Annotated in this window: 13 protein-coding genes; 4 read left to right on the top strand and 9 right to left on the bottom strand. The window is 66.7% G+C overall.

Translation table 11 applies throughout. From position 1 onward, the window contains the following. The first annotated feature begins 123 nt into the window (after positions 1–123). Both AC0IXR_RS10050 and AC0IXR_RS10055 read left to right on the top strand, forming a co-directional pair. On the top strand, positions 124–1,395 hold the full coding sequence (locus AC0IXR_RS10050; protein WP_471760594.1) for a bifunctional 2-C-methyl-D-erythritol 4-phosphate cytidylyltransferase/2-C-methyl-D-erythritol 2,4-cyclodiphosphate synthase: 1,272 nt from the start codon (positions 124–126) through the stop codon (positions 1,393–1,395). Next, positions 1,392–1,901, top strand: a complete 510-nt coding sequence (locus AC0IXR_RS10055) for a CinA family protein (protein WP_424753633.1) — start codon at positions 1,392–1,394, stop codon at positions 1,899–1,901. Before AC0IXR_RS10050 ends, AC0IXR_RS10055 begins: the two co-directional genes overlap by 4 nt. 204 nt (positions 1,902–2,105) lie before the next feature. On the opposite strand, the gene AC0IXR_RS10060 is transcribed toward AC0IXR_RS10055, so the two are convergent. From AC0IXR_RS10060 to AC0IXR_RS10075, 4 genes are all read right to left on the bottom strand, one after another. After that, positions 2,106–2,366, bottom strand: a complete 261-nt coding sequence (locus AC0IXR_RS10060) for a PepSY domain-containing protein (RefSeq protein WP_471760595.1) — start codon at positions 2,364–2,366, stop codon at positions 2,106–2,108. Between the two features lie 525 nt (positions 2,367–2,891). Next, complete coding sequence (locus tag AC0IXR_RS10065) at positions 2,892–3,347, bottom strand: type II toxin-antitoxin system RatA family toxin (RefSeq protein WP_207411439.1); 456 nt, start codon at positions 3,345–3,347, stop codon at positions 2,892–2,894. Positions 3,348–3,353: 6 nt separating this feature from the next. Beyond that, the gene (gene lipA, locus AC0IXR_RS10070) at positions 3,354–4,322 is read right to left on the bottom strand and encodes a lipoyl synthase (RefSeq protein WP_311274100.1); all 969 of its coding nucleotides are present in this window, start codon (positions 4,320–4,322) and stop codon (positions 3,354–3,356) included. Between the two features lie 104 nt (positions 4,323–4,426). Next, positions 4,427–4,717 carry a GlsB/YeaQ/YmgE family stress response membrane protein gene (locus AC0IXR_RS10075; protein WP_056433378.1) on the bottom strand — a complete coding sequence of 97 codons (291 nt, stop codon included), beginning with the start codon at positions 4,715–4,717 and terminating at the stop codon, positions 4,427–4,429. Positions 4,718–5,111: 394 nt separating this feature from the next. Here AC0IXR_RS10075 and AC0IXR_RS10080 point away from each other — a divergent pair, with 394 nt between their 5' ends. Further along, on the top strand, positions 5,112–6,323 hold the full coding sequence (locus tag AC0IXR_RS10080) for an SDR family oxidoreductase (protein ID WP_471760596.1): 1,212 nt from the start codon (positions 5,112–5,114) through the stop codon (positions 6,321–6,323). An 88-nt stretch (positions 6,324–6,411) separates the two neighbouring features. Further along, positions 6,412–7,758, top strand: coding sequence for a PQQ-dependent sugar dehydrogenase (locus tag AC0IXR_RS10085; protein WP_471760597.1), 1,347 nt, complete (start codon positions 6,412–6,414; stop codon positions 7,756–7,758). A gap of 46 nt (positions 7,759–7,804) precedes the next feature. Here the strand turns inward: AC0IXR_RS10085 and AC0IXR_RS10090 are convergent, their stop codons facing one another. The 5 genes from AC0IXR_RS10090 to AC0IXR_RS10110 all read right to left on the bottom strand — a co-directional run bounded on the left by AC0IXR_RS10090 (position 7,805) and on the right by AC0IXR_RS10110 (position 12,403). Further along, positions 7,805–8,446, bottom strand: a complete 642-nt coding sequence (locus AC0IXR_RS10090) for a L,D-transpeptidase (RefSeq protein WP_471760598.1) — start codon at positions 8,444–8,446, stop codon at positions 7,805–7,807. A 79-nt stretch (positions 8,447–8,525) separates the two neighbouring features. Then, positions 8,526–8,759 (bottom strand): hypothetical protein, encoded by a 234-nt coding sequence (locus tag AC0IXR_RS10095; protein ID WP_471760599.1) that lies wholly within the window; start codon positions 8,757–8,759, stop codon positions 8,526–8,528. 112 nt (positions 8,760–8,871) lie between these two features. Further along, positions 8,872–10,311: a dihydrolipoyl dehydrogenase gene (lpdA, locus tag AC0IXR_RS10100; protein WP_471760600.1), complete on the bottom strand. Its 1,440-nt coding sequence runs from the start codon at positions 10,309–10,311 to the stop codon at positions 8,872–8,874. Next, positions 10,312–10,821 (bottom strand): endonuclease domain-containing protein, encoded by a 510-nt coding sequence (locus AC0IXR_RS10105; RefSeq protein WP_471760601.1) that lies wholly within the window; start codon positions 10,819–10,821, stop codon positions 10,312–10,314. A 172-nt stretch (positions 10,822–10,993) separates the two neighbouring features. Continuing rightward, entirely contained in the window at positions 10,994–12,403 is a 1,410-nt protein-coding gene (locus tag AC0IXR_RS10110) for a pyruvate dehydrogenase complex dihydrolipoamide acetyltransferase (RefSeq protein WP_428406046.1), read from the bottom strand. Positions 12,404–12,411 lie beyond the last annotated feature (8 nt).

Here is a 12,411-nt window from a genome sequence, read left to right on the forward strand (position 1 = left end):
AATAGACAATCGGAGGGGCGACGCAAGCGTCTTGCGCGATTTGATTTCAGGCTATGCCCCGCTTAAACGACAGACCACCCCAGCCATTCACGCTACCTCGAACTGATGCGGGAGCACTTTTCCATGTCCGGCACCGCCTGGAACGCCGCGGTGGTCGTCGCAGCCGGCCGCGGGATCCGCATCGGCGGTGACGTTCCCAAGCAATATCGCAGCGTCGGCGGACGCGCGGTCCTCACCCGGACCCTCGCCGCACTGGCGGCCCATCCCGACCTCGCGGTGATCCAGCCCGTGATCGCCGCGGACGCGGCCTCGTTCTATCACGCCTGCGTCGCGGAACTCGACCCCGTTCTGCGCGCCAAGCTCGCGGCCCCCGTCGAGGGCGGCGCCACGCGCCAGCAATCCGTTCGGGCCGGCCTCGAAGCCCTGGCCGCAAAGTCGGTGGAAACGGGCGCGCCGGGCCTCGTCCTGGTTCACGACGCGGCCCGCCCGCATGTGGACGAGGCGCTGATCGACCGGGCCCTCGTCGCCGGTCGTGACCATGGCGCGGCGGTGCCCGGCATCGCCGTCACCGATACGATCAAGATCGTCGAGGATGTCGGCCCGGGTATCGGCCGGGTGCGCGAAACCCCTGCCCGCGAATCCCTGCGCGCCGTCCAGACCCCTCAGGCCTTCGCCTTCGCGCCCCTCCTCGCCGCCCATCGCCAGGCGGCGGAGGCGGAGCTCCACGGTTTCACCGATGACGGGGCTTTGGCCGAATGGGCCGGGCTCGACGTGGTGGTGTTCGAGGGCGACCCGCGCAACCGCAAGATCACCCAACCCTCCGACCTGATCGAGGCCGACCGCGGCTTTTCCGGCAGCGATGTGCTGCCCTCCGAACCAGAGACCGATTCCATGACGACCTACGTGACCCGCCTCGGGACCGGCTTCGACGTCCACGCCTTCACGGAAGGTGACCACGTGTGGCTCGGCGGCGTGAAGATTCCCGCCGATCGCGGCGTGCTCGCCCATTCCGACGGGGACGTGGCGCTGCACGCCCTCACCGACGCCCTCCTGGGGGCGATTGCGGATGGCGATATCGGCACGCATTTCCCGCCCAGCGACGAGCAATGGCGCGGCGCCTCTTCCGACCGCTTCCTGGCCCATGCGGTGAAGCTCGTCCGCGACCGGGGCGGCCGGATCGATCATCTCGACATCACCGTCCTGGCGGAAGCCCCGCGCATCGGCGCCCATCGCGAGGCCATCCGCGCCCGCATCGCCGAGATCTGCGGCGTGAAGCTGAGCTCGGTCTCGATCAAGGCGACGACCACCGAGAAGCTCGGCTTCGTCGGCCGCGCCGAGGGACTCGCGGCCCAGGCGGCGGCGACGATCCGCCTGCCGGAAGAAGACGCGGCGTGATCGACGACCCGGCGCTCCTCGCCCGCGCCGAGGCGCTGGTGGCGGCCTATGCTGCCGCCGGCCTCCGTGCGGCCTGCGCCGAATCCTGCACCGGCGGCCTCGTTGCCGGGCTGCTCACCGCCGTTCCCGGCTCCTCGGCGGTGGTCGAGCGCGGTTTCGTGACCTATTCCAACGAGGCCAAGACCGAGATGCTCGGTGTGCCCGCCGACCTCATCGCGACCCATGGGGCGGTGAGCAAATCCGTCGCCCGCGCTATGGCGGATGGCGCGCTCGCCCACTCGCATGCGGATGTGGCGGTCTCGATCACCGGAATCGCCGGCCCGGGCGGCGGCAGCGAGGCCAAGCCCGTGGGCCTCGTGCATTTCGGCCTCGCCCGCCGGGGTGCCGCGACCCGACATATCGAGCGCCGCTACGGCGATCTCGGCCGAGGCGAAATCCGCCGCGCGGCCGTGGCAGAGGCGCTGGAGCTGTTCGGCCGGGCCGTGGAGCCCGTCGGGACGGATTGAGGCCTATGTCAGTTGCTTTTCCAAGGCTCTACCTCATCCTGAGGTGACGCGTAGCGGCCTCGAAGGAGGCTTCCGCCAGCATCGAGCGATCTGGAGGTCTCCTGCGAGGCCGCCGCTGTGCGGCGTCACCTCAGGATGAGGTGGTCTGATGGGATGATCGACTTCGGTCTCGTCATCCGCTGAGACATCCGATCAAGCCGGCTCTCAATCGGCGACTTCGCCGAGGATCGCGCCCGTCTTCGGATCGGCATCGAACTTCATCTTTTGGCCGTTCTTGATGCCCTCGCCGTCCCAATGGCCGTCATCGGCCTCGAGCTTCGAGATCTCGGTGTAGCCCTCGGCCATCAGCGCCTTCTTGACCTGATCGATCGGCAGCCAGTCTGCGCCGGGCTGGTCCGCCATAGCGAAACCGGAGAGGCCGGCATTCAAGGCGAGGGCGAGGGCGAGAATCGGGATCGGTCTCACGGGGTGTTCTCCGGTGGCGCTGCGCCTCGGTATCTAGGGCCCCGCGCGGCATTGTCCGCTTGTCCCGTTAAGCGACGGTGCCACACATCTCGCGGGTTGATCGGGTCCGCTCTCCTGGAAGGCGGGGCGATTGCATATGGCACCACGCCGTCATTCCGGGTCGCCAGAGGCGAGCCCGGACCCGGAGGGCCGCGCCAGAGGCGTGCAATCCAGAGCCGCCGACGGTGCAAAGTCCTGCACCGCCTGTGTTTCTGGATTCCGGGCTCCGCTGCGCGGCCCCGGGATGACGGGGTGCTGCGATTCGATTTTCGACGAGCAAATCGGCATATGCGATCTCCCTGCCCGGAAGGAGAGGGACAGGGTGAGGTGTATGACCTATCCGGATGTGGACCACACCTCACCCCAGCCCTCTCTTTCCAGAAGAGGGTGCCCGTCGCGCCTCATGTCGACCCCTCATAAGTAGAGAAACGGCCGTCAAGCAGATGTGTGGATCCAGTAGCCCGTCAGAGAACGGGCACCGGCGCGTCAGGCGGCGCCGTACACCCGGTCCGCCCTGCCCTCGAACGCATCGGTGAACTTGCGGAAGGCGCGGTCGAACATCGTTCCCATGAGGAGGCCGAGGGTGCGGCTCTTGAACTCGTAGTTGATGAAGAAGTCGACGTCACAGCCGGCGGGAGATTTCTCCTTGAAACCCCAGCGGTTCTCGAGGTGCCGGAACGGCCCATCGATATATTCGGCGACGATCCTGAGGTTCTGCGGATCGAGGGTGACGCGGGTGGTGAAGCGCTCGCGGATCGCCTTGTAGCCCACCCCCATCTCGGCGACGAGAATCTCCGTCCCGTCCGCGCCGGGTTGGCGGCGCAGGACGCGCAGGGATTCACAGAGCGGCAGGAATTCCGGATAGCGTTCCACATCGGCCACGAGGTCGTACATCTGCTGCGGCGAGTGGCGCACCGCGCGGTTGATCCGGAAGGAAGGCATCGGCCCTCAGGCGTTGGCAGGCGCGAGCCGAGCGAGCCGGGCGGCCTTCAATCGAGAAAAATCCTCGCCCGCATGGTGCGAGGAGCGGGTCAGGGGCGTCGCCGAGACGAGGAGGAAACCCTTGGAATAGGCCGTGGTTTCAAGGGTCTTGAATTCTTCCGGCGGGACGAAGCGCCTCACCTCGTGGTGCTTCTTCGTCGGCTGCAGGTACTGGCCGATGGTGAGGAAGTCCACATCCGCCGAACGCAGGTCGTCCATGAGCTGGACGATCTCGTTCCGCTCCTCGCCGAGGCCGACCATGATGCCGGACTTGGTGAAGATGGTGGGGTCGAGCTCCTTCACCCGCTGCAGCAGCCGCACCGAATGGAAGTAGCGCGCGCCGGGGCGGACGGTGAGGTAATTGCCCGGCACCGTCTCCATGTTGTGGTTGAACACGTCCGGCCGCGCCTCCACGACGAGCTCCAGCGCCCCGTCCTTGCGGAGGAAATCGGGGGTGAGCACCTCGATCGTGGTGGCGGGGCTGCGCTCGCGAATGGCCCGGATGGTGCGGAAGAAATGCATCGCCCCGCCATCGGCGAGGTCGTCGCGGTCCACCGACGTGATCACCACGTGATGCAGGCCGAGCTTGGCCACCGAATCGGCGATCTTGGCCGGCTCGTCCCCGTCGAGGGCATTGGGCAGGCCGGTGCGCACGTTGCAGAAGGCGCAGGCCCGCGTGCAGGTGTCGCCCATGATCATGAAGGTGGCGTGCTTCTTCTCCCAGCACTCGCCGATATTGGGGCAGCCCGCTTCCTCGCAGACCGTGACGAGGCCGTGCTCCTTCACGATGGCGCGGGTGGCGTTCCAGCCGGGCGATCCGGGTGCCTTCACCCGGATCCAGTCGGGCTTACGCTGGATCGGGTTGTCGGGGCGATGCGCCTTTTCCGGGTGCCGGGGGCGCTGGTCGTTTCGCAGGAGATCGAGGACGACGGCCATGGCATACCGGGCAAGCTGCGCCGGCAACGTGCCGGTGCTCAGGCCGGAACGTAATGGCTCGGCCACCGCATCGCAAACGATCGGGAAACGATCCGCCGAACCTGTCAGTAGCTCATGCCGCGCCCGCGGATCGCCCGGTAGATGGTGATGATGATGACTGCGCCCACGGTCGCCGAGATGAGGTTGCGCCAGAAGCCGTAGATCGGGATGTGGAGCTTGGCGGCGAGGTAGTTCCCCAGCAGGCCGCCGAGGATGCCCATCGCGATGTTGGCGAAGAGGCCCATATTCGCGGCGGTGAACTGTTCTGCGAGCCAGCCCGCCAGGGCGCCGATGAGGATGGCCATGAACAATCCCATGCCGGGCTGCCCCAGCGCACCGTAGACTTCGCCATCCATAGTCGTTGCTCCTCGCGATGAACGGGGGGACGCCCCGCGTCGCATCCTACCTGTGATGCCCCGCTGCGTGGCGCAAGTTGCCCTGGCGGACCTGATATCGAGTTTTCCCAGACTGCGATCTTCGCGTGGATGGACGCAGGTCATGCAATGACAGGTTTAGACTCGGTCAATCGGGTGGATGCACCTCGGTCCGGAGCGTAGTCAGCCTCGCGGCGCAAGATATAATACAAAATTAACGATATTTCTTAACCATGATTCGACTGAACCCGGCATAGCTAGGGAAAATTTTACGTATTAATTTCCATACACTTGTCAGCATCTTGTTAACGATCCCTTAACTATCTTTGGGCTGCCGAAACGTCCGCCCGGATGTGCAGTCCTTGGAGCGAGTGCTGTGAGTCGAATTCTTCTGACAGGTGCGACAGGGCTCATCGGCGGTGCTGTCCTGCACCGCGCCCTGGTGGCGAAAACCGATGCCGAATGGGTCTGCCTGGTGCGCGCCTCCGACGAGGAGACCGGGCGTCAGCGCATCGCGGCGCGTCTCGGCCGCTTCACGAGTGCCCTGAACGCCCAGCGGATGGCACAGCGCGTGGAGATCGTGGCGGGCGATTTCACCAAGGCCGACCAGATCGCCGATCCGCGTCTCGATTCCGTGACGCAGGTTCTGCATCTGGCCGCCGACACCTCGTGGTGGGCGCAGGAGAAGGTGCACCGGACCAACCATGACGGCACCCTGGCCCTGGCCCGGCGCGCGGCGCGGATGCCGCGGCTCGACCGTTTCCTGCATGTGAGCACGGCGATGATCTGCGGCGGCAAGCCGCCCACCATGGTGGATGAGACCCGCTACCCCGACCCCGACGCCGCGCATCTCGTGCATTACAGCGCCTCGAAGGCGGCGGCCGAGATGTCGCTCGCGGCCGGTTTCGCGGACCTGCCTCTCGTGGTGGCGCGCCCCTCCATCGTGCTCGGCCATTCGACGCTGGGCGCCCGGCCGGGTTCGAGCATCCTCTGGGTGATCCGCGCCTGCGACCGGCTTCGGCTCGTAGCCGGCTCACGTGACGGGACCGTCGACATCGTCCCCACCGACTGGGTGGCCGACACCCTGGTGGAGATGCTCGCGAGGCCCGCCCTCGCCCACGGCACCTACCACCTCTCCGCCGGCACGGTGAGCCGCACCCGCTGGAGCGAACTCGGCCGCACCCTCGATCGCGTCGACCCGGCCGAGGGTCCGCGCCACTACGAGGAATTCTCCGCCCGCGACCGGGCGACCCTTCATAGGCGCTTCACCGAGGTCTTCGGCATGGACGAGGCGATCAAGGTGGCGATGTTCCGGGCGCTGCAGGCCTATTACCGGTTCTGCGAACTCGACGTGACCTTCGACAATACCCGCCTCCTGGCGGAGGGCTTTGCCCCTCCCCCCGCGCTCTCGGAATACATCGGCCGCTGCATCGAGACCTCCGGCGAGATCGTCGATCAGTTCCGCGAGGATTTCGGCGGATTTGCCGGGGCGCCCGTGCGGGGCGAGCAGACCGCTCGTCCGAGGCCGTCCCAGCCCGATGGCGTCACGAACCGGACCGTGGCTCGACGGGGATCCGCCCCAGGCTGATCCCTTCCTTGCCGTAGCCAAATCTCACCTCGCCCATGTAATCTGAGCGAAGGGCGTCCGGCTCGGGCGCGGATACAGGGTCACCACCATGCGGAATCGATCGAAGCTCGGCCTTGCGGCCTTGGGCGTAGTGCTTCTTGGCGGAGCGGCATTCCTCCGCTTCGTCGTCTACCCCGAGAAGGCCAGTCTCGAAGCCTCGGCCGGAATAGGACCCGACCCCACCCTCCCCGCGCCGAACCCCACGCTGATGCCCACCGTCAACATCGCCCGCGTCGCCCGCTGGGAGAACGGCGCGAAGCCGAAGCCGGCCGCGGGGCTTCAGGTCGCGGCCTATGCGGCCGGGTTCGACCATCCACGCTGGATGTATCTCCTGCCCAACGGCGATGTGCTGGTGGCGGAGGCGAACAAGCCCAAGACCGACGACCCCTCCACCGGCATCGCCGACTGGGTTGCCGACAAGGTGAAGAGCATGGCCGGCGCCGGCGTGCCGAGCCCGGACCGGATCGTGCTCCTGCGCGACAAGGACGGCGACGGGGTCGCAGAGGAGCGCCACATGTTCCTCACCGGCCTGCACTCGCCCTTCGGCATGGCCTTGGTGGGCGGCGATCTCTACGTCGCCAATGCCGATGCCCTGGTGAAGGTGCCCTACGCACAGGGCCAGACCGAGATCACCGCGAAGCCCGAGAGGGTGGTCGAGCTACCGTCCGGCATCAACCACCATTGGACGAAGAACGTCATCGCGAGCCCGGACGGTACCAAACTCTTCGTCACCGTGGGCTCGAACAGCAATGTCGGCGAGAACGGTCTCGACAAGGAGGTGGGCCGCGCCGCGATCTGGGAATACACGGTCGGCACGAAGCAGATGCGCGAGTTCGCCACCGGCCTGCGCAACCCCAACGGCCTCGCCTTCGAGCCCACCACCGGCGCCCTCTGGACGGCGGTGAACGAGCGTGACGAGATCGGAAGCGACCTCGTGCCCGACTACGTCACCTCGGTGAAGGAGGGCGGCTTCTATGGCTGGCCCTACAGCTACTGGGGCAAGCATGTGGACGAGCGGGTCTCGCCGCAGAAGCCCGACCTCGTCGCCAAGGCCATCGCGCCGGACTATGCGGTGGGCACCCACACCGCGTCTCTGGGCATCGCCTTCTCCAAAGGCTCGGCCCTGCCCGAAGTCTGGACGAGTGGCCTCTTCGTGGCCCAGCACGGCTCATGGAACCGCCGCCCGAAGAGCGGCTACAAGGTGATCTATGTGCCCTTCAAGGACGGTAAGCCCACCGGCCAACCCGTCGAGGCGCTCACAGGTTTCCTCGATGCCGACGAGAAGGCGCAGGGGCGGCCCGTGGGCGTGATCCTCGACAAGACCGGGGCGCTGCTCGTGTCGGACGATGTGGGGAAGGTGATCTGGCGGGTGACCGGTGCGTCGCAGACGCAGTGAAACCGAACCGGGTCCCTGACGACCGGGAGGGAGGGGTTCTCCCTCCCTAGTATCCGTCGCCGTAGACAAGGACCGTTCCGTACCTACTACGTTCGTCAAGCGGATTGCGAGACACACGTGTGACCGGAGCGTCGTAGTAGTTTTCCTGCTCCCACGCCCGGTCTCGCGCGCTTTGAGACACGACGCGACGTGCGCGCTCCGAGGAGCGAGCCACACGCTGCGGTTCGGGCCGACGGAGGTTGGCGACGGGCGCATGAATGCTGCCCTCGACGGTGACACGCGTCCCGCCCATCCCCTGCTGCCTCACCAGCGCGAACAAAGTCGCGGCGTTGCGCGGCGAGAGCCGGACACAGCCATGCGAGGCCGGGCGGCCGAGATGGCGGGTCTGATGGGTAGCGTGGATCGCGTGGCCGGCGGGCGTGAAGAAGATCGCGTGCGGCATCGGCGCGTTGTCCCATTCGCGGGAAAAGTGCGTCTTCTCCATCCGGAACGGCCGATATGCGCCGTTCGGCGTGTCGTAGCGGGCGAGCCCCGTGGAGACCGGCCAGACATGCCGGGTCTCGCCGTCCACCGCGACACTCATGCGCTGCGCCTCCTTGTCGATGGTCACGCGCAGCTCGGCCGAGGCGGGATGCGTCAGCGCCACGAGGGCAAGGGCGGACAGGAGGGTGGCGAGACGGCGGCGCATGATCGTCCTCGGTGTGGTGCGAGGGTACATGCACCGGCGGGGGCGCGCTTCAAGCGATGCGTTCTGCTTAACGCGCGCTTCAGCCCCTGAGGGCGGAGCGGACATAACCCCGCGAAATCAACCGGCTGGTCTCGCGTGCCCGACGTTCGGCCTGCATCAGGTCGGACAGCGCGTCGGTGATGGCCCAGCGGAGCGCGATCTCCGCATCCCCCGCCGTGCTCGTCAGATAGGCCTGGGCGATATCCTCCACCGGACAGTGCAGGCCCGGCTCCGCCTCACCCTCGTTCCTGATCCTGGTCAGCGTCTTCGGCATGGCCCGTCTCCGACTCGCATTGAGAACGAAGACAGAACACGCCGTGACGGTTAACGGATCCTTACCCAGGTGGTTATAAGCCTGTGGACATCGGCACGATGATGTTCCGGGCTCAGCTGTGGATCACCTTGCCGTAGGCGTCGAGCACGCTCTCGTGCATCATTTCGCTCAAGGTCGGGTGCGGGAAGACCGTGTGCATCAGGTCTTCTTCCGTCGTCTCCAGGTTCATGGCGACGACATAACCCTGGATCAGTTCGGTGACTTCCGCTCCCACCATGTGGGCGCCGAGCAGCTGGCCGGTCTTGGCGTCGAACACCGTCTTCACCAGCCCGTCCGGCTCGCCGAGCGCGATGGCCTTGCCGTTGCCGGCGAAGGGGAAGCGGCCGACCTTCACGGAGAAACCCAGCTCCTTCGCCTTGGCCTCGGTGAGGCCGACGCTGGCGATCTGTGGCTGGCAATAGGTGCAGCCGGGGATCTTGGCCTTGTCCATGGCGTGGGTGTGCAGGCCCTTGATCGTCTCGACGCAGAGCACGCCTTCGTGCTCGGCCTTGTGGGCGAGCATCGGCGGTCCGGCGACGTCGCCGATGGCGTAGATGCCCGGCACGTTGGTGTTGCCGAGCCCATCGGTGACGACGATGCCGCGCTCGATGCCGATTCCAAGCTTCTCGAGACCGAGATTCTCGATGTTGCCGACGACGCCCACCGCCGAGATCAGCTTCTCCGCCGTCAGCTGCTGGCTCTTGCCGTCCGTGGTCTCGATGGTAGCGGTGACGGAATCTGCCGCCTTCTCCACCTTCGTCACCTTGGCGCCGGTGAGGATCTTGATGCCCTGCTTCTCGAAGCGCTTGCGGGCGAGGCCGGCGATCTCGGCATCCTCCACCGGCAGGATCTGCGGCAGCAGTTCGATCACCGTCACCTCGGCACCCATGGTGCGGTAGAACGAGGCGAACTCGATGCCGATGGCGCCCGAGCCCATGACGAGCAGGCTCTTCGGCATCGTCTCCGGCACCATGGCCTCGTAATAGGTCCAGATCTGTTGTCTGTCCGGCTCGATGCCCGGGATCGCGCGTGGGCGGGCGCCCGTGGCGACGATGATGTGCTTGGCCGAATAGGAGCCGGCGGCGAGCGCACCCTTCGGCGCGGGCGCGCGGCTCGTCTCCTTCACCGTGACCTTGCCGGGCTCGTTGCCCTTGGCGGCGGCCTCGATGGTGGCCTCGCCCCAGATCACATCGACCTTGTTCTTCTTGAGCAGCATGCCGACGCCGCCGTTGAGCCGGGTCGAGACGCCGCGCGAGCGCTTGACGATGGCGGCCGTGTCGAACCCGACTTTCTCCGCCGACAACCCGTAATCGGAAGCGTGCTGCATGTAATGGTAGATCTCGGCCGAGCGCAGCAGCGCCTTCGTGGGGATGCAGCCCCAGTTCAGGCAGATGCCGCCGAGATGCTCGCGGTCCACCACCGCGGTCTTGAACCCGAGCTGCGCCGCCCGGATCGCGGCGACGTAGCCCCCGGGGCCGGCGCCGATGACGAGGATGTCGTAGGTGTTGGACATTCAGGACTCCGCGGTCTCTCCTCCCCCTTGCGGGGAGGAGGTAGGAGGTGGGGGTGGTGCCGGATGGAACGGGTAGGGTGCCGATTGACCCCTCGGCGTTGCCAATCCTGTCTCGGGCAGGACAGGTAACGACGGGTCGGAGAGTGCGGCGAATATCGTCTCGAGGACGGTGTCGATCCGCAGCATGACGTCTGCATTGGTGAATCTGAGAACGCGGAAACCTCTCTCTTCGAGAGCGAGCGTGCGGGTTTCATCGTAAGCGGCCATGTGTTCGTGGCTATGCTGCCCGCCATCGACTTCGACGATCATGCGCGCGGACAGACAACAGAAATCAGCGACGTAAGGACCGAGGGCAATCTGGCGACGGAAATGCGAGCCTTCGATCGGCAGGCAGTGCCTCAGGTGCCGCCACAATCGCCTCTCCGCATCTGTCGATGTCCGGCGCAGGGTCTTCGCATTCAGTGTGGCGCGTGGAGAGACAGAGTGCCGAGGCGGTTCCTTCCATGGCATCGGCTGTCGCCTCCCGTGAACCCCACCTAGCTCGCGCACCTCCCTCCCCCTTGTGGGGAGGGATCGAGGGTGGGGGTGGCTCCGCCGGATTCCGCAGTGGGTCACCCAGTCACCCCCACCTCCAACTCCTCCCCACAAGGGGAGGAGGGCTCGTTCAGTCTGGTCCGAAAGACTAGACCAGCATCCCCATCGGGTTCTCGATCAGGCTCTTGAACGCCGAGATGAGTTCGGCGCCGAGCGCCCCGTCGAGCACACGGTGGTCGCAGGACAACGTGGCGGTCATCACCTGGACCACCGCCGGGGCGCCGTCCTTCACCACGACGCGCTTCTCGCCCGCACCCACCGCCAGGATCGAGGATTGCGGCGGGTTGATCACCGCCGTGAAGTGCTTGATGCCGAACATGCCGAGGTTCGACACCGAGGTGACGCCGCCCTGGTACTCTTCCGGCTTCAGCTTCTTGGCCCGCGCCCGGCCGGCAAAGTCCTTCATCTCGTTCGAGATGGTGGAAAGCGTCTTCTGGTCGGCCTTGCGGATCACCGGGGTGAACAACCCGCCGTCGATGGCGACGGCGACGCCGACCTCGGCATTGTTGAAGCGCAGGATCCGGTCCTCGGCCCAGACCGCGTTGGCGGCGGGAACCCGCATCAGTGCGAGGCCCATCGCCTTGATGACGAAGTCGTTCACCGAAAGCTTGAACAGCGGCTTGCCGTCCTTGGTGGTGCCGGCGCTCTTGTTGAGCTGTTCGCGCAGGGCCATCAGCGCGTCGAGCTCGCAATCCACCGTGAGGTAGAAGTGGGGGGCCACCTGCATCGCCTCGGTGAGGCGCTTGGCGATGGTCTTCCGCATGCCGTCGAGGGGAACCTCCTCGAACGTGCCCTTCTGGTAGAAGCCGCGCACCTGATCGGTGGTCAGCCCCTGTGCGGCGGCCTTTGGTGCGGGCGCTGGCGCAGCGGGAGCCGGAGCGGCCGCCGGCGCTGCGGCGGGGGCGGCTGCCTTCGGTGCGCCGGCCTTGGCCGAGCCGCTGGCGATGGCGGCGCGGACGTCGCGCTCGATCACGCGGCCATGCGGGCCGGAGCCCGAGACGGCGGACAGGTCGATGCCTTCGAGCTTGGCGATGCGGCGCGCCAGCGGCGAGGCGACGATGCGGCCGCCCTGCCCTGCTTGGGGCGCGGCATCCGGCTTGGCTCCGTCCGGCGCCGCGTCGACTCGCGCGTAGGATTTGTGGCCGTCGCCGGGGGTGGTGTTCAGTGCGGGCGTGTCGCTCTTCGGAGCGTCTGCCTTGGGAGCCTCCGCTTTTGCGCCGCCGTCGCCCGAAGCCCCGACGGTCTTCGGGTCCTCACCCTCGGAGGCGATGATGGCGATGAGATCGTTCACCGGCACGTCGGCGGTGCCCTCGGCCACGACGATCTTGGCAAGGATGCCCTCGTCGATGGCCTCGACTTCCATCGTGGCCTTGTCGGTCTCGATCTCGGCGAGGACGTCGCCGGATTTGACCGCGTCGCCCTCCTTCTTCAGCCACTTGGCGAGGTTGCCCTTCTCCATCGTCGGCGACAGGGCGGGCATCAGGACGTTGATGGGCATCGTTATGA

It is taken from the genome of Methylobacterium sp. AC832 (assembly GCF_979256025.1).